The sequence below is a fragment of the Bacillus sp. CPT56D-587-MTF genome, from assembly GCF_058792335.1.
On sequence record NZ_JBYTEF010000001.1, the window covers coordinates 1,596,653 to 1,615,301 of the forward strand.

Annotated in this window: 17 protein-coding genes; 13 read left to right on the forward strand and 4 right to left on the reverse strand. The window is 33.5% G+C overall.

The features are described 5' to 3' along the window. Window positions 1-50 precede the first annotated feature (50 nt). The 10 genes from cydA to AC3WVZ_RS08355 all read left to right on the forward strand — a co-directional run bounded on the left by cydA (window position 51) and on the right by AC3WVZ_RS08355 (window position 12,501). Window positions 51-1,454 (forward strand): cytochrome ubiquinol oxidase subunit I, encoded by a 1,404-nt coding sequence (gene cydA, locus AC3WVZ_RS08310; protein WP_000448870.1) that lies wholly within the window; start codon window positions 51-53, stop codon window positions 1,452-1,454. Beyond that, the gene (gene cydB / locus AC3WVZ_RS08315) at window positions 1,441-2,457 is read left to right on the forward strand and encodes a cytochrome d ubiquinol oxidase subunit II (RefSeq protein WP_000950085.1); all 1,017 of its coding nucleotides are present in this window, start codon (window positions 1,441-1,443) and stop codon (window positions 2,455-2,457) included. Before cydA ends, cydB begins: the two co-directional genes overlap by 14 nt. Continuing rightward, window positions 2,457-4,178, forward strand: a complete 1,722-nt coding sequence (cydD, locus tag AC3WVZ_RS08320; protein WP_233936271.1) for a thiol reductant ABC exporter subunit CydD — start codon at window positions 2,457-2,459, stop codon at window positions 4,176-4,178. Before cydB ends, cydD begins: the two co-directional genes overlap by 1 nt. After that, complete coding sequence (gene cydC / locus AC3WVZ_RS08325; RefSeq protein ID WP_074047777.1) at window positions 4,175-5,899, forward strand: thiol reductant ABC exporter subunit CydC; 1,725 nt, start codon at window positions 4,175-4,177, stop codon at window positions 5,897-5,899. The genes cydD and cydC overlap by 4 nt, the downstream gene beginning before the upstream one ends. A 132-nt stretch (window positions 5,900-6,031) precedes the next feature. Further along, a complete protein-coding gene (locus AC3WVZ_RS08330) occupies window positions 6,032-7,165 on the forward strand; it encodes a hypothetical protein (RefSeq protein WP_233936273.1) in 1,134 nt (377 codons plus the stop codon). Window positions 7,166-7,287: 122 nt separating this feature from the next. Continuing rightward, window positions 7,288-9,849: a glycosyltransferase gene (locus AC3WVZ_RS08335; RefSeq protein WP_074047779.1), complete on the forward strand. Its 2,562-nt coding sequence runs from the start codon at window positions 7,288-7,290 to the stop codon at window positions 9,847-9,849. 19 nt (window positions 9,850-9,868) lie between these two features. Next, the gene (locus AC3WVZ_RS08340) at window positions 9,869-10,999 is read left to right on the forward strand and encodes a DegT/DnrJ/EryC1/StrS aminotransferase family protein (RefSeq protein ID WP_233936274.1); all 1,131 of its coding nucleotides are present in this window, start codon (window positions 9,869-9,871) and stop codon (window positions 10,997-10,999) included. After that, entirely contained in the window at window positions 10,992-11,558 is a 567-nt protein-coding gene (locus AC3WVZ_RS08345) for an acyltransferase (protein ID WP_001084193.1), read from the forward strand. The genes AC3WVZ_RS08340 and AC3WVZ_RS08345 overlap by 8 nt, the downstream gene beginning before the upstream one ends. Before the next feature lie 184 nt (window positions 11,559-11,742). After that, entirely contained in the window at window positions 11,743-11,964 is a 222-nt protein-coding gene (locus AC3WVZ_RS08350; protein ID WP_000459099.1) for a hypothetical protein, read from the forward strand. Between the two features lie 90 nt (window positions 11,965-12,054). Beyond that, entirely contained in the window at window positions 12,055-12,501 is a 447-nt protein-coding gene (locus tag AC3WVZ_RS08355; protein WP_000695199.1) for a DUF6376 family protein, read from the forward strand. A gap of 35 nt (window positions 12,502-12,536) precedes the next feature. Here AC3WVZ_RS08355 and AC3WVZ_RS08360 read toward each other — a convergent pair whose 3' ends face one another. The 3 genes from AC3WVZ_RS08360 to AC3WVZ_RS08370 form a co-directional block, all read right to left on the reverse strand. Then, on the reverse strand, window positions 12,537-12,875 hold the full coding sequence (locus AC3WVZ_RS08360) for an EamA family transporter (protein ID WP_001089868.1): 339 nt from the start codon (window positions 12,873-12,875) through the stop codon (window positions 12,537-12,539). Next, complete coding sequence (locus AC3WVZ_RS08365) at window positions 12,868-13,209, reverse strand: EamA family transporter (protein WP_000805125.1); 342 nt, start codon at window positions 13,207-13,209, stop codon at window positions 12,868-12,870. The genes AC3WVZ_RS08360 and AC3WVZ_RS08365 overlap by 8 nt, the downstream gene beginning before the upstream one ends. 143 nt (window positions 13,210-13,352) lie before the next feature. Then, window positions 13,353-14,354, reverse strand: a complete 1,002-nt coding sequence (locus AC3WVZ_RS08370; RefSeq protein WP_233936275.1) for a S66 family peptidase — start codon at window positions 14,352-14,354, stop codon at window positions 13,353-13,355. Between the two features lie 259 nt (window positions 14,355-14,613). Between AC3WVZ_RS08370 and AC3WVZ_RS08375 the strand changes: the two genes are divergently transcribed. Together AC3WVZ_RS08375 and AC3WVZ_RS08380 are read left to right on the forward strand one after the other, a co-directional pair. Further along, entirely contained in the window at window positions 14,614-15,567 is a 954-nt protein-coding gene (locus AC3WVZ_RS08375) for a D-alanyl-D-alanine carboxypeptidase family protein (protein WP_017656797.1), read from the forward strand. A 247-nt stretch (window positions 15,568-15,814) separates the two neighbouring features. Further along, entirely contained in the window at window positions 15,815-16,417 is a 603-nt protein-coding gene (locus AC3WVZ_RS08380) for a nitroreductase family protein (RefSeq protein WP_171287435.1), read from the forward strand. Between the two features lie 40 nt (window positions 16,418-16,457). Here AC3WVZ_RS08380 and AC3WVZ_RS08385 read toward each other — a convergent pair whose 3' ends face one another. Further along, window positions 16,458-16,628 carry a hypothetical protein gene (locus AC3WVZ_RS08385; RefSeq protein WP_001244279.1) on the reverse strand — a complete coding sequence of 57 codons (171 nt, stop codon included), beginning with the start codon at window positions 16,626-16,628 and terminating at the stop codon, window positions 16,458-16,460. 740 nt (window positions 16,629-17,368) lie between these two features. Here AC3WVZ_RS08385 and entFM point away from each other — a divergent pair. Then, window positions 17,369-18,616, forward strand: coding sequence for an enterotoxin EntFM (gene entFM / locus AC3WVZ_RS08390; RefSeq protein ID WP_063219865.1), 1,248 nt, complete (start codon window positions 17,369-17,371; stop codon window positions 18,614-18,616). Window positions 18,617-18,649: the final 33 nt, after the last annotated feature.

Here is an 18,649-nt window from a genome sequence, read left to right on the forward strand (position 1 = left end):
ATTGCTCAATTAACTTTTATTATAAAAACTATGAAGGAAGTGATTTTAGTATGGAAACGCTCGAATTGGCACGAATACAGTTCGCATCAACAACGATTTTCCATTACTTTTTTGTTCCGCTGTCAATTGGTTTAGCTTTTATTATTGCAATCATGCAGACGTTGTATGTGGTAAAGGGGCAAGAGGTATATAAGAAGATGGCAAAGTTTTGGACGCAATTATTCCTTATTAACTTTGCAGTAGGTGTAGTAACAGGTATTTTACAAGAATTTCAGTTTGGTATGAACTGGTCAACGTATTCACGTTTTGTAGGTGATGTATTTGGTCCCTCGCTTGCAATTGAAGGATTACTGGCATTTTTCATTGAGTCTACATTCCTAGGTTTATGGGTATTCGGTGAGGACAAATTACCGAAGCGAATTCACTTAATGTGTATTTGGCTCCTTTCAATTGGAACGATGTTATCAGCATTCTGGATTTTAACTGCAAGTGCATTTATGCAGTCACCTGTCGGGTATGAAATGGCAGCTGATGGTCGTGCGCAAATGAATGATTTCTTAGCCATTATTCAAAACCCACAACTATGGGTACAATTCCCGCATACAATTACAGCGGCAATTGCAACAGGTGCATTCTTTATTGCTGGTGTAAGTGCATGGAAAATTACAAAAGGACAAGAAACTGTAGTATTTAAAAAATCTTTCCGAATTTCTATCATTGTTGGAACAATTACAACGGCGCTTGTATTATTCTTTGGTCATGCACAAGCGCAACAATTAATTAAGACACATCCAATGAAGATGGCGGCAGCTGAAGCGCTATGGAATACAAGTGAGGATCCAGCACCATTTACAGTATTTTCGAAAATTGATACAGAGAAGAAAGAAAATTCATTTGAAATTCAAATCCCTTATATGCTAAGTCTATTATCGTATGATAAGTTTAGCGGTCAAGTTGAAGGGATGAATCAAATTCAAAAACAATATGAGGAAAAATATGGACCTGGAGATTATATTCCTCCAGTGCATACAATGTTTTGGAGTTTTAGAGCGATGGTAATGAGTGGAACATTCATGCTTCTTCTAGGAGCTTACGGATGGTTCTTATCAAGAAAAGATCGTTTAGCTGAAAAAACGTGGTATTTAAAATTAATGGTGTATGCAATTTCTCTTCCGTTCATCGGTAATACAGTAGGGTGGATTATGACTGAAATGGGTCGTCAACCTTGGGTAGTATTTGGTGTAATGAAAACAGAAGATGCTGTATCACCAAATGTAACATTCGGTGAAGTATTATTCTCACTTATTTCATTCACATCAATGTATTTAATTATGGGTGGAATTTGTGTGTACTTATTCGTTCGTACCATTAAGGGCCACACGAATAAGAAAACGAAAAAGGATTATCAAAGCCATGATCCATTTGATAAGGAGGAAGAGTATGTTATCTCTTAATGAGTTGTGGTTTTTAGTTATTGCAATCTTGTTTGTTGGATTCTTCGTACTGGAAGGTTTCGATTTTGGTGTAGGAATGGTTTCGAGGTTTTTAGGAAAGAATGATTTTGAAAAACGAGTTTACTTAAATACAATAGGACCGTTCTGGCACGCAAATGAAGTATGGCTTGTTTGTGCTGGTGGAGCCATGTTTGCGGCATTTCCGCACTGGTATGCAACTTTATTTAGTGGTTTTTATATTCCATTTGTATTTATGCTTCTTGCTTTAATTTTAAGAGGTGTTTCCTTTAAATTTCGTGCGAAAATAGATAATCATAAATGGAAGAGTGCATGGGATTGGGGGATGTTTATTGGAAGTATGTTACCTCCTATCCTTTGGGGAGTTGCGATTGCAAACTTTATGGTAGGTGTACCTATTGATGAGAGTAAAAATGTTGTAGGTGGATTCTTGCAATTACTTCATCCATTTGCGTTACTTGGAGGAGTAATGTTTCTCCTACTATGTATTGTCCACGGATTACAATTTCTTACGATACGTACAACTGGTAAATTGAGAGAACGTGCACGAATTGCTGCAATAAAAATTGCACCATTTTCATTACTTACACTTCTTGTTTTTGCTGGTGTGGGGTTATGGAAAACCGACATTTTCACTGCTCATGGAACAGAATGGATTATGGTACCAATCGGAGCTTTTGTAGCACTATTAGTGTCCACTTTATTAAATAAAAGAAGAAGAGATGGTTGGGCTTTCTTTATGACGAGTTTAACGATCATTTTACTAAGTGCGAGTGTATTTATCGGTATGTTCCCACGTGTTATGATTAGCTCTTTAGGAGCAATGAATGATTTGACAATTTACAACGCAGCATCAGGAGCTTATGCATTAAAACTGATGACTTACTTTGCGATTGCTATTTTGCCTTTCGTTATCGGAAGTCAAATATGGAGTTATTATGTATTTAGACAACCTGTTAAGTCAGACAACGATTTGGAGTACTAATGAAAAGAAAAAGAGGACTTCCGTCTTATCCCGGTAGCCGTATTTTATATGTAGCGTTAACGATTATTAGTATTTTAGAAGCTTTTAGTATTATTGCGCAAACAATCTTTTTAGCACGAGCTATTACGTTTTTATTTCATGGAGAGACAGTACAAACAATATTAAGTGAAGTTGTTTATTTTGGTATCGCGTTTGCAGCGCGTAACATAGTAGTTCGAACATCACAAATATTAGTGGAACGTTTTGCTGAAAAAACAGGGTCGTTACTAAGAAAACAATTGATAGAGGCATATTTCACATTAGGTCCAAGGTATGTTCAAACTGTTGGAACTGGTCATCTGGTTACCTTACCAATTGAGGGGATTGAGAAATTTAAAACATATATTGAATTAACGATTCCTAAAATGATTAGAAGTAGTATCGTTCCAGGTCTAATTGTACTATATGTTTTTACGCTAGATATTGAGTCTGGAATCATTTTAGTTGTAACGATTCCTATCGTGATCATATTTATGATTCTTCTCGGATTAGCAGCGCAAAAAATGGCAGATAGTCAGTATGAGATATATCGTGTACTTTCGAATCATTTTGTAGATACGTTAAAAGGTTTAGAAACATTAAAGTATTTAGGGAAAAGTGAACAGCACGAAGGAAAGATTGAAAAAGTAAGTAAAAGATATAGAAAAGCAACGATGCGTACTTTGCGAGTTGCTTTTCTTTCTTCTTTTGCATTAGATTTCTTTACGAGTTTATCAATTGCGTTTGTGGCAGTTGGATTAGGGATACGTTTAATAGATGGAACGATTATACTATTACCAGCCCTTACAATTTTGATTTTAGCTCCGGAATATTTTCTGCCGATTAAACAAGTGGGAGCAAATTATCATGCGACATTAGATGGACAAATTGCGATGGAGCAAATAGAAGAGATTTTGCAACAACAAAAAGGAATACAAAAGAAAGATTTGAATGAAGATATAGTATGGAATGCCTCTAGTAGCTTGAAATTACAAGATATCAAAGTTAATAATACTGAATCTGAAAAGGCTATATTAGAAGGAATTAATTTTACTTGGGAAGGTAACGGTGCTATTGGTGTTATTGGTGAAAGTGGTGCAGGGAAATCGACGTTAATCGACGTATTAGCAGGTTTTTTATCTCCTTCGAGTGGAAAGATGTTAGTAAATGGTCTAGAAGTTGATGGATCTACTCGTGAAGATTGGCAAAAAAATATTGCTTATATTCCGCAGCAACCTTATATTTTTCCACTTTCATTAAAGGATAACATTCGTTTTTATGAAACAAATGCAACAGATGAAGAAGTTGAAAGAGTTATTAATGAAGTCGGCCTTCGTTCACTCGTTACATCACTTCCAAATGGGATACACGAAAGAATTGGAGAAGGTGGACGTATGCTAAGTGGCGGACAAGAAAAGCGTGTTGCTATGGCGCGTGCGCTTTTAAGTAAAAAACCAATCATTTTATTAGATGAGCCTACGGCACATCTTGATATTGAAACCGAATTTGAAATAAAGCAAGCGATGTTACGTCTATTTAATGGAAAGTTAGTATTTTTAGCAACTCACCGTCTACATTGGATGAAACAAATGGACCATATTCTTATTCTAAATAAAGGGGAAATGAAAGAAAGTGGGACGTATGAAGAACTTTTAGAGAATGAGACATTACATTTTCATAGGGAAGAGAGGGGAGAGAAATGAGTAATTGGGTTAAACCTTATATAAAACAAAATAAAAGTAGAATGACTTTAACTATTTTCCTTGGTCTTCTTGGAGTTAGTTCAGGAGCGATGTTACTTTTTATTTCAGGTTATTTGATCTCAAAATCTGCCCTTAGACCAGAAAATGTAATGGCTGTATATGTTCCTATTGTTGCAACAAGAGCATTTAGTATAGGGCAAGCTGTATTTCATTATATAGAGCGCCTAGTCGGACATGATGTCGTACTACGTATATTAGAAAAAATGAGAACGAGGCTATATAGAATAGTAGAACCACAGGCGTTATTTTTCCGTTCTCGATTTCAAACGGGTGATATGTTAGGAGTGTTATCCGAAGATATAGAGCATTTGCAAAACCTATATTTACGTACAATATTTCCTAGCATATTAGCGCTAGTTGTTTATAGTATCTTCGTACTTGTTATCGGTGCATTTGATTTTGTTTTTGCACTTATTGTAGGTTGTATGTTAGCTATTATCGTTTTTCTTCTTCCGTTTGTATCATTACTTTTGATGAAGAAACATCATGTTACTTTAAAGCAAGGAAGAAACAGTTTGTATCAACAACTGACAGATGCTGTTTTTGGATTATCTGATTGGCAAGCAAGTGGTCGTAAAGATGAATTTATTAATGAGTATGTAAAACAAAATGATCAGTTGTTAAAAATCGAAAAGAGAGTGAAACGCTGGTATCATATTCGGGACAGTATCATTCAATTAGTAGTAGGTATTGTAGTTATTTCGATGATCATATGGACTGGGAATGAAGCGGCAAGTGAACAAATTGCTCCTACAGTTATCGCAGCTTTCGTATTAATGACTTTATCTGTAACGAACGCGCTTATTCCTATTGCAGATGCCATCGATCGAATACCGTCGTATGTAGAATCTACCCATCGTCTTAATGGCGTAGAAAGTGATAGTGTTTTACATGATGAAACGGATTTGCATGGAGAGAAAGATTATATTGAACCAAAACATGTAGATATTGAACTGAATCACGTATCGTATAGTTATCCAGATAGTAATGAGATTGTATTAAAAGATGTATCATTACAAATAAAAGCAGGGAAGAAAATTGCTATTTTAGGGAGAAGTGGGACAGGGAAATCTACTTTACTAAAATTGTTAACAGGGGCGTTAAGCCCAGTAAATGGCCAAGTTGTATTGAATGGTGAAAGAGCTCATACGAATCTTTTATCTAAATATATTTCTGTATTAAATCAAAAGCCGCATTTGTTTGATACGACAATTGGAAATAATGTACGAATTGGCAAACCGGAGGCGACGGATGAAGAGATATGGAAAGCTTTAGAGAAAGCACAATTAGCTTCACATGTTACTTCTCTTCCGGACGGATTACAAACAAAAATGCATGAAATGGGAAAGCGGTTTTCTGGTGGGGAAAGACAAAGGGTTGCTTTTGCTAGAACTCTAATGCAAGAAACACCAATTATTGTACTTGATGAACCGACTATCGGTTTAGATCCAAAAACAGAATTGTCTTTAATCGAAACAATGTTTTCTGCAACGGAAGAAAAGACGGTTATTTGGATTACGCACCATCTTGTAGGAATAGAACATGTAGACGAAGTTATATTCCTTGATCGTGGCCAAATTGTCATGCAAGGTAGTCATAAACAACTTCTGAAAGAAAATGAAAAGTATCGTAAACTTTATGAGTTAGATAAAGGAATATAATTTGAATAAGCAATAATTGTAAAAATAGCTACGCCTAATGGTGGAGCTATTTTTTTGTTAGATTGCAGGTGTATATGATTGTTACGAATTAAAAATGAATTTCATATTATACATATAATGGAGGGGATGTGCATGAAGGAGCAATATAAAATCATTGTTTTAAGTGATGAATTATCAGGGGATAGGATTCGAAATACGTTAGACAAAAATAAATGTAAAACAATAGTTCATGTTGTAGACGTTTCAGATGTTGTTCGTATAGAAAGTTCTTTTCAATATATAGTCATTTGGAGAGGGGACGCAGAAAAACTTACAAATGAATTGATAAATAGGGGCGTGCAAAGTTCAAAAATTATTAATTTAACAAAATACATGTATGAATGGAAGGATAAATTAATTTCTATCTATCAAATAAATCCGGATCTTATGTCTTTATACATTTCTATGAAAAAAGCAAAGAGTGATCCGACGTATGAATTGTTTGCTACCGGTTTGTCTTATCCACATTGTGGCATAAGTACGGAGCTTCTCTCAAAAAAGTCAATAAAATTAACACTTCCATCGCAAGATCTATACTATGATTATTTAATAGCGTCACAACTTTTATCAAACAATCATTCATTTCAATATTGTTTAATAGGAATAGCCTATTTCTCGTTTTACTTTGATATGTCGTTATCATCTGAATCATATAGAATTCACAAAGTATATTATCCATTGTTTCAAGATGGTCATCATACTGTAGTTCACTCTCCTCTACCCACTGATGGATTCTCACATCTAAATACTCCGAAACCACTTCTTTCTATTTTTAATTTGCATTTTGAATATATTTTATTAGACGAACTAAAAGATGAATCATTGATACGGCCTTGGATAAATGCTGAATGGAATACTACTTCTCTTCATATTCCTTTTGAAGAACACGGGAAAATAAGAGCAGCTTCACATGCTAAATTGGCGTATCCTCATACTTTAGTTGAAAATAAAATGATTTTTAAGAAATATTTAGAATTACTGTTGAAAAATGATATAAAGCCATTAATTGTTGTGTTCCCTGTTACTTCACATTATTTCAATTGTAGTAGTAAGAAATTAAAAGAAGATTTTTATAAAGTTATAAATGATTTTCAAGCTCAATATTCTTTTCAAATTATAGATCTATTTGATTCACCATTATTTTGTGATGAAGATTTTTATGATAGTGATCATATGAATAAAAAAGGTGCAAATAAAATGTCCGCGTTATTAAATATGTTTATTTAGGAACGAAAAGTATGATATTTTGTTTCATGTTTGCATAAAAGTATATAGGCTCTATACAGTTAAAGTAATGTGATTTTTGTGTCGCGTATATAAATAATATGCGAAGAGGTGAGAGAGTTAAAATGAGAACTCGTATTGAAAGAAATGAAGAGGTGGTAGAGCAACTTCCGTTGGTAAGTGTATTAATTCCTACGTACAATCGTCCTCTTTACTTTGAAAAGGCGTTATGTAGTGTGTTAGAACAAACGTACCCTAATATAGAAATTATAGTTGGAGATGACAGCACGAATGATGAAACAGAAAAAGTGTTACAAAAATACTTATGTGATCATTCAAATATTATTTATATAAAAAATAGATCAACTCTCGGACAATTTGAAAATGCGCTAATGTTATTTAATGAAGCGAACGGTGAATATATAAATTTTTTAATGGATGATGATGTATTTCATGTGAATAAAATTGAAAAAATGATGAAGTATTTTTTCAATGATTTAGATAATGAAATTAAGCTTGTAACATCTCATCGTCAAGTCATTGATGATAAAGGGAAAGAACTGCGACATATTTATTCGACTGTCCGTTTATTTGAAGAGGATACCATTATAGAGGGAACAGAATTAGGAAATAAGGTAATTGTGGATCAAAAAAATTATATTGGAGAACCGACAACAGTTTTATTTCGTAAAAATGATTTACAAGAACCATATGGGATTTTTGATAAGAGGCGGTATTTATGTAACGTAGATATAGCTTCATGGTTATCTTTATTAAGTAAAGGAAAAGCAGTATATATAGCAGAGACACTGAGTTACTTTCGATTACATCCAGATCAACAGTTAAATGAATCTAATAAAATGATGGATGGGTTAGAAGATTTTTCACACAGTATTATAGCAGGAGAACAATATGGTTTCTTATCCACCGAAAAAGAGTTAGACAAAGCGATAACTAATTTTCTAGATTATGCAAGAAGGATAGTTCCATCATCGATATTATATACATTAGACTATTACCAAAAAATTAGAGCGAAGAAAATAAACATAGAAAAGAAAAAACAACATATAAATAATAATTCTTCATTACCGAAAGTAAGTATACTTATTCCTGCATACAATAGACCTTATTACTTGGAATTAGCACTCAACAGCGCTTTGAATCAAACATATGAAAATATTGAAATTATTATTTCTGACGATAGTACAAATAATGAAGTCAATGCTATGATTCAACCGTACTTACGTGAATATGAGTGTATTACATATGTTAAAAATGAAACGCCGTTAGTTGCCGAAAACTTTAATAAGTGTGTAGAACTTGCGAATGGGGACTATATAAACTTTTTATTAGATGATGATTTATTTCATCATGAAAAGATCGAGAGAATGATGAAATACTTTTTGACGTTAGAAAATATTTCATTTGTGACGTCATATCGTGAACTGATTGATGAGAATGGAGAGATATTACCACCTTCAACATTAAATATGAAAATCGCGAAAGAAACTACACTTTTTGAAGGAAAAGAATTAGGAAATTATATGTTAAAAAACTTAAAAAATGTAGTTGGTGAGCCGACAACTGTTTTGTTTAATCGGGATTTGTTTGACGGGAAGTTTGGATATTTTAAAGGAAAGGCTTATTCTGCTATTAATGACATTGCAACTTGGCTAGATATGATGAGGAAAGGAAAAGTAGTTTATATGCAAGAACCTCTTAGTTATTTTAGACAACATAGTGGACAAAATCAAAAACAAATGCATTTTATTTTAATGACAATTGAAGAGTGGATTGAATTAATTATAGATGCATATAATAGTGGATTTTTAAGCTCCGAAAGTGAGTATAAAGAGAGTTTATCTTATTGTTTAGAAAATGCGGGATTTATAGTTAAGGATGCAGTAAGAAATGGCGAACTAGATCAAATTTATAATGAAAAGATAAAAAAAGGGTTAAACAAGTTAGTTGCTCATATGTTTGAGAAAGAATCTTGTTATTGTCAATATTGCAATCAACAATTTGAAAAATTTTCACCTTGGCCAGCGCATTATGATTTTCCGAAATATAAATTTGAGATGTGGAATAAAGATACAGGGATATGTCCAGTTTGCAATTCGATGGATCGTGAAAGATTGTATCGTGCGTACATTGAAACGGAAACGGACTTGTTAAATAGAAACTATACAATGCTTCATATTGCACCTGAAGCGAAGTTAAGAGATTGGTTTAACGAGTATAAAAATATTACGTATGTATGTGGTGACTTAGAACCAAAGGATCCATTAATGAAGGAAATTGATGTTACAAGGATTACATATGATAGTAATACTTTTGATGTAATATTATGTAGCCATGTGTTAGAACACGTTCCTGATGATGACAAAGCAATGCGAGAGTTATATAGAGTGTTAAAGCCAAATGGATGGGGAATTATTCAAGTACCGATCGTAATGAATGTAGATTTTATTATAGAGAATGAATTAATTGTAACACCACAATTGAGGAAATTAGCTTTTGGTCAAGAAGATCATGTGAGAATTTACAATCAATCGGGATTTATTCAACGATTAATGAATGCAGGATTTAAGGTAGAATTATATAACATAGCGGAAAAACAAGGAATGAAAAGTGCTAGGAAATTTGGATTATCTGAAACAGATATGCTCTATATTGTCCGAAAATGATAGGAAGGAATAGATAGATATGGAGAATATTCCTTTTTTACGTGCTTCAACTGTACCTGTAAGTGAGTATTTGGACGAATTGAAGGAAATTGATACATCTCACATATATACGAATTATGGACCTATAAATCAACGTTTTGAGGAAACAATTATGTCGTCATTTTTTCAAAACAGGGGAGCTGTTACAACAGTAGCAAACGCAACGTTAGGGTTAATGGCGGCTATTCAACTAAAGAAAAGAAGAAAGGGAAAGTATGCTCTCATGCCTAGTTTTACATTCCCTGCGACTGCCTTAGCCGCTATTTGGTGTGGACTGGAACCTTACTTTATTGATATTTCAATAGATGATTGGTATATGGATAAAACCGTACTTTTGGATAAGATAGAAGAATTAAAAGAAGAGGTTGCGATTGTTATCCCGTACGCCACTTTTGGATCATGGATGAACTTAGAAAAATATGAAGAATTAGAGAAGAAGGGGATTCCGGTTGTCGTAGATGCGGCGCCGGGATTTGGTTTAATGAATGGAGGGATGCATTACGGTCAAGATTTTAGTGGAATGATCGTATATAGCTTTCATGCAACAAAGCCTTTCGGAATTGGTGAAGGAGGGCTCATATATAGTAAAAACGAAAAAGATATACAACATATTAAAAGAATGGGGAATTTCGGATTTGATAAAAATCGTGAATGCACGATGATGGGGTTTAATTGTAAAATGTCTGAATACGCAGCCGCTATTGGGATTGCGACTATAAAAAAGTGGGATCAAAAATTAAAAGAACGCAGCCGTATTTCTGAATGGTATAAACAGTTGTTACAAAATACTGGGTTAATGAAAAAAGGGTGGAAAGTCCAAAAGACAGAAGCAGTTATTCACCAATTTATGCCTATCATTTGTCCAGAAGAAGTTCGCAACATACAAGTAATAGAAGAACTGAAAAAACAGAAAATAGAAGCTAGATTATACTTTTCACCATCTTGCCACCAACAAGTTCTTTTTAAAAACTATAAGTCTACAGATTTAACAAAGACGAATAAAATAGCAAAACGAATCGTAAGTTTACCTTTATGGGAAGGAATGACGAAAGAACTAGTAGAGCAAATTGTAATCTGTTTAGAGCAGAAGGTGGTGTCGGTAGATGAATAGTTTTTATAGTCAAGAAGAACTAAAGCAAATTGGATTTTTATCTGTTGGGAAAAATGTATTGGTTAGTAAAAAAGCAAGTATATATAATCCGAGTGCTATATCAGTTGGCAATCATGTAAGAATTGATGATTTTTGCATTTTAAGTGGTAAAATCACAATTGGAAGTTATTCGCACATATCAGCGTATACAGCGTTATATGGAGGGGAAGTTGGGATTGAAATGCATGATTTTGCAAACATCTCAGCTAAAACAATCGTATATGCAGTACTTGATGATTTCAGTGGAAATACATTAATGGGGCCAACCGTCCCGAATCAATATAGGAATGTGAAAGCAGAAAAAGTTATTTTAAAAAAACATGTGATTATTGGTGCCAATTCTATTATTTTTCCAAATGTAATTGTAGGAGAAGGTACGGCAGTCGGCGCGATGAGTATGGTAAAAGAGAGTTTAGATGATTGGTATATTTACGCTGGAATTCCCGTAAGGAAAGTAAAACCTCGTCAAAAAAAGATGCTAGAGCTAGAAATTGATTTTTTAAAAAGCATTCATTCTTAACAAAAAAGAATGAATGCTTTTTATTTTTATCCCGCTATTTGCCGATAAAGATTCGACTGGTGAGGGCTAATTAAAGTTTCACTTTATGATAGAGCAGAGTGTATCTTAACTTATTATGTTTTAAATTTTGCTGACCAAGGCAATACTGAGCCATAGTGAATGTAAAGTTGGAGGGCGAGCGTATATGTTTGATGAGGATGGGATTGTTTTAATTATGGAACCAGCTGATGAAAGAAACTTGAGGAGATTTATTTTTTCAGTGCCAAAGTCAGTGTATGAAAAGAAGGGGCTTACATTACACTATGGAACAGCTATAGGACAAGGATATATGGATATAATTGAAGATATTATAAGCGTACATATAGAAATAGATGTTGTAACGATAATAGGGCATGTAAGAGGATAAATAGCTATTTGAAAAAGGTTATAAACAATTTAGCTAGAAGTTATGTATAGAGAAAATTACAGACAATGATAAAGACGAAGGGGGTCTAAAATGAAAATAAAATCAATTTTATTAGTATTTATAGTTTCAATTGGTTTAATGGGATGTTCAATAGTGGAAGAAGGAAAGAACTCCATAGATTATGCTCAAAAGGCGACAGACTATGTAAATGAAATAAGTGCATTTGCAAATGATGCACCAGCATTAGCAGAAAAGGCCGTTAATGATAGCGAGGCTCGAAAAGAATTAGAAACGAAGCTTAGTGAAATTAAACAAGATATACCCGCATTCAATGAATTAACGCCACCTGATGTAGCAAAGGATATTCATCAACAAATCGTCGGATATAACGAAAAGTTAAATGCGTTAATTGATACGGCGATGACAAAGATAGAAGAAGGAAAAGTGGATGTAGAGCAATTTAAAAACTCCGAGCTTATGCAGACGGTAGATCAAGTTCGAGATTTGAAAGATAAAGTGCAAAATTTAGGTCAATAGTAAAAAGCTCCGTTTGTGATAAACGGAGCTTTTTACTATTGGATACAATAAACGATTACACCAACGATAATAATCATGTTGCCGATGAGTTTACGTTTCGTTATTTTTTCTCCTAGGAAATACCAACCAAAAATTAATATGATGATATAACTTAAGGATTCTAATGCTGATGCTTGTTTTAATGCCATGCCCTTCATGGCGATAACATTTAATCCGGCGTTAATTACAAATAAAGAGTAGCCGATAATAACATAAGGATTCACATATTCTTTTATTCTAGAATCGTATTGTTGCAAAGTAGCTTTTTTTAATAATATTTGTGAGTAATTAGCTAAAATTATCCCGAAAATAAATAATAACATATAACTATTCATCTTTTGTCACCACCACAATTCCGACGATAATAATAGCTGCACCAAGTAAATGATTCCACTGAATCGTATCTCCAAATAGAAATACTGACCAAAGCATTGACCACAGTATAATAATCCCGCGATGTGAATATGCTTTTGAAATTTCGAAATGTTTAATTACTTGTTGCCATAAAATTGCATATCCGAATAAAAGTATAACTAATCCGAAATAAGCAACAAAAAATGAGATGGAAGCAATGGGGAATTTAGCTGCCCATTTCATGTAAACCATAATGATAGAATATATCAAAAAAGCTACATGTAAAAATACGTAATTTTTAATAGTTGGTTTCATTTATTCACTCTCTTTTGCATATAAATATATATTTATACCTAATTTTTCTAGTGTTAGATATTGGAACATATTTTGTTTAATCTTTCACATTCCAAATTATATAGTATCATGGCTTTTATTGTAAAACAATAGAAGCTATGCATTCATTTTTTCCAAGGTTCTACAATGTGTATCGTTTTATTTGTTGCATCCAACTCTACTTGAACACCGATAGGCATGGTAATCATTGGATGTGTATGACAACAATCGAAGTCAGCTAGAAAAGGAATTCTTTGATTTTGAAGTACTTCTAGTAGTATTTCAAAAGGTTTTCGATTTGTACCACAATCATCAAATTGCTCATGTTTTCCAAGAATGATACCTGAAATTTTATCGAATACACCGTTAATTTTAAGTAATGAAAAGCTTCTTTCAATAGTAGCTGCGTCTTTTGAACTGTCCTCAATGAAGAGAATGTCGTCTTCTTGAATATGTGGCATATAGGGGCTACCCCAAATTCCTTGTATCGTGTTTAAATTCCCGCCAATAATACGCCCAGTAGCTTTTCCATCAATTACTGAAATCCAATCGTTTGGTCGAAGTTCTTTCTCCTTTGTCTTTTCTTCCCAATTAATAAATTCATCTGACCAAAATAATGGTTGTTTTATATGATAAGGAAGAGAATGATCATGTAGTAAAGTTTCAGCGAAATATTTGTATGTGCAATCAACAAAAGGTTCAAATTCGCCAAAGGAAGGGACGAGAGCTGGTCCATAAAATGTAGGGATTCCTGTTTTGGTGTAAATTGCTAGTAATAAAGCAGTTGTATCTGAATACCCAATCATTATTTTAGGGTTCTTTAGAAAAGCATCATAATCAATATAAGGTAATATTGAATTTGAATTCATCCCACCAATTGTTGACATAATACAAGAAATATTAGGATTTCTTATTAAGACATTTAGCTCCTCAGCACGCTCTTGTATACTACCAGAACGATAAAAATCATATCGACCTGTTAATGAACCTTCTAATATATGAAACCCTTTCTGTTGTAAGTAAGATTTTGCTCGTTCAAATCTCTTTGGTGAAGTGTAGGTTACTGGTGAAGAAGGGGAGTAAATCCCAACTGTGTCTCCGTATTTTAATGATTTTGGAAGTAGCATTTGTATGAATCCCTTCTATTAAATAGTTTATCTCGCTATTTGATGGGTAGCCCGATTGGGGGACTGATTAAAGTTTCGCTTTATTTACGAGATTTTATTATTAAATATTCTTACGTTTCAACATTGTAAGTTTAACATAAATAAATTAAAATAATCATTGCTGTATATGAATAAATATACCTTTTACCTTGACTATATAAAGGAATTGTTGATAAGGTTAAGTGTGAGTGTATAAAAGGTTTGCTAAAGGAGTTTTGAAATGAATCGGTTAAAATGGGGAAGGATGACAGTCCTATTAGTCATTATTTTAGGGATATGTTGGTTCTTATTCCAAGGAAATCAAAAGAGCGTAGCGAATGTAGAGGGACAACCTTTGCAAGTGGCAGAACTACCTAAAGCAGGATTTACTGAAAAAGTAGTCCCGCCAAAGTACATCCCACCAGAAATTAACGCAAAAGCAGCTATGATTATCGATGCGAGTGATGGAGATATTATTTATCAATATAATGAAAATGAAGCTTTTGCACCGGCTAGTATGTCTAAGATGATGACAGCGTATCTTCTACTAGAGAGTATACATAACGGGAAAGTTCGCTGGGAAGATCCAGTGAAAATAAGTGCGAAGGCGGCACAAACAGAGGGAGCGAGAATCCCAGTACAAGTTAATGACACATTAACTGTTAAAGATTTATATCATGCATTAATGATTGAGTCAGCTAATAATTCAGCTGTGGCTTTAGCAGAACATATGGCAAAATCGGAGAAAGATTTCGTTCAGCTTATGGATGCAAAAGCGAAACAGTTAAAAATGTCGGAACATGCTAAATTTGCAAATGCTTCTGGATTACAAGAGCCAGATGGAAGTGAAACAAAAATGACGGCTGGTGATGTAGCACAATTGGCATATCATCTTATAAAAGATTATCCGGAAATATTAGAAGTGACTCACTTACGTCAAAGTCAGCTAGCATTTAATAATATTAATGTTATAAGCACAAACGACATGTTAAATAAAAATAATAAAAGTTTATATATAGAAGGAATGGACGGACTAAAGACTGGATTTACAGATAGTGCAGGATACTGTTTTACTGGGACTGCAAAGCAAGGCGATAATCGAATTATTACAGTGGTCATGGGGACATCAAGTAAAACAAAACGTTTTACAGAGACAAATAAGTTAATGTCGTATGCATTTGGATTAGTTAATTAAGTAAGTAAAATACGAATCTAGATCGCTACATAAGTAAGACTGTTTGTTGTTACTAATTTTAGATAACAACAAACAGTCTTTTTATTTTCATTTTAAAAAGGAAAAAGGCTCTAAATACAAGTGTTATCATTTGAGTTTATTTGTTGCTGTGATATTATAAAGTTATAAGCTTATTAATAATAAGTTTGAGGGGGCGTAATATGATATATACATATGAAATAGCCTCAATTGAAAATTGGAGGGAATTATGATGGCAAAAGATTTTTACTCAGCAATTGAAGACAGAAGATCTATTTATGCAATTAGTAAAGAGCAAGTAGTTTCTGATGAGAAAATTCAAGAAGTGATTTATCATGCTGTAAAACATACACCTTCAGCTTTTAATTCTCAAAGTGCTCGCGTTGTTGTTTTATTAGGAGAACAACATGATAAATTATGGGATATTACGAAAGAAACGTTACGAAAAATTGTACCTGAAAATAGCTTTGCACCTACTGAAGAAAAAATGAATGCATTTAAAAGTGGTTATGGAACGGTTTTATATTTTGAAGACAGTGAAGTAGTGGAAAGCCTTCAAGCTAACTTTGCATTATATAAAGATAATTTCCCAACTTGGTCTCAGCAATCATCAGGAATGTTACAATTTGCAATTTGGACAGCTTTAGAAATTGAAGGGTTTGGTGCTACGTTACAGCATTACAATCCGCTGATTGATGAAGAAGTGAGAAAAGAGTGGGATGTTCCAGAGAATTGGAAACTTATTGCGCAAATGCCATTTGGTAAACCGGTAGTACATGCTGGTGAAAAAGAATTCCAACCGCTAGAGGACCGTGTGAAAATTTATAAATAATTTAAAAAGGTGAACAGGAATATAACCTGTTCACCTTTTTTTATACGTAATAAGGGTTTTTTTGTCCGGCATTTTTCATCTGATTTTTTAATTCATTTTTACGTGTTTCAATAGCTGATACTTTTTGTAATGTTATCATTGAAACGAATTGAATAAAAGCATAGTATAGCTCTATATTTTTTTGTATTGGATCATCTATTATATTTCTCACAAATATGCCTCCTCTTTTTATTCCAATAAAAATCCGCATTAACGGGCAGCCCGAGTGGTGAGGGTTAAAAATTAGCGGAGGATGTATAAAACCCTTACCGATTAAAGTTTCATTTTATAAAATGAAACTTTAATCAGTTCGCTAAAATTCTTTTTTATTAAGATATGTATATAATACTATAAACATCCTATAAATTCCATTATCGGAAAAAGAGAACAGTTGGTATAGTGTGTGTTTTCTTTAAAGGAGAAATGGCTTTTGTGAAATAAATCTTACAATTCGTCAAATTATTTCAAAATTGTAGATAGTATAGAAATTTAGTTTTCTAAAAATATTATACTATTGATAAATAGAGTGATTTTTGTCATGATGAAAGTATACTTTATGTAAGGAGCTTTATAAGGAAATACATACTTGAGTTTGTATTAGGTTAATAGAATTTTTTATAATAGATAGAAAAGGGATATTTTATATTAAAATATTAAATAGAATGTCGAATTTTTATGTGATATATAAGAAATTTGAAAAAACCATTGCAAAAACACTATGTTTAATGATAAAGTTCACATGAAGTTCACACGGATTTCACGTAGTTCATTTAAAATGAACTACGTGTGAAAAATAAAACTCTTGCTAAAAAATGGAACTGGATGAATATTTTACTTTGATAATATTGTAAAGTATTAAAGTTTTAAGTTTTTTTTTAAGAGGATAGTAGGGAAAGGAAGTAAAGACAACTTATGAAAAAAGTAATTGCAGGTTTAGCAGCAGCTTCTGTAGCTGGCGTTGCAGTTCCAGGAATGGATTCTGCTCATGCACAAGTTTCAAATGAAGCGCTAAAAGAAATTAATGGACAAACTCAAACTCAAACTCAAACGACTGTAACTGAAACAAAAACTGTAGAAACAACTTCTGAATTAAAATACACAGTAACTGCTGATGTATTAAATGTTCGTTCAGGTGCTGGTACAGGACATAACGTTATTTCTAAAGTGAAATCAGGCCAAGTGCTACAAGTAGTTGGACAAGAAAATGGTTGGTTCAAAGTAAACGTAAATGGTCAAACAGGTTATGTAAGTGGTGACTTCGTAACGACTGGTGGCAAAACAGGAACGACTGTTCAACAAGGAACAGGTACTTACACAGTAAACGTTTCTTCACTTAACGTACGTACAGGCCCAAGTACATCTCATACAGTATTAGGTTCTGTAAACAAAGGTAAAACAGTACAAGTTGTAGGTGAAGTACAAGATTGGTTTAAAATCAACTTCAATGGTGGAACTGGATACGTAAGCAAAGACTTCGTAACAAAAGGTGGTTCTGCTGTATCTAACGAAACAAAACAACCAACTACAAACAACAATACTACAACGGTTCAAACTGGTGGTTCTTATGTTGTTAACACTGGTGCTTTAAAAGTACGTACAGGCCCAGCTACATACAACGCTGTAATCGGTGGAGTAACAAATGGTAAAGTATTAAACGTTACTGGCGCTGAAAATGGTTGGTACAAAATTAACCATAACGGCCGCACAGGTTACGTAAGTGCAGACTTCGTTAAGTTTGTAAAAGGTGGAGTAAACAACGTTACAAATAACGTTCAACAACCAACAACAGGTGGAAATACATCTTCAATCGCTGGATTCGCTAGATCATTAAATGGTTCACCATACAGACCTTCTGGTACAACACCTGCTGGTTTTGACTGCAGTGGATTCATTCACTACGTATTAAATAAAACTGGTCATGAAGGCAAACGTCAAACAGTTGCTGGATACTGGAGCTCTAAAACAAAAACTAGCAATCCACAACCAGGTGATTTAGTATACTTCCAAAACACTTATAAACCAGGACCTTCTCACATGGGTGTTTACTTAGGAAACGGACAGTTCATTAGTGCTGAAACAACTGAAACTGGCGTACGTATTAGTTCAGTAAGCAACTCTTACTGGAGCAAGCACCTTTTAGGTTACACAAAAGCATACTAAGAAAAAGTAGTTTTATATACTTTTCGTATAGAG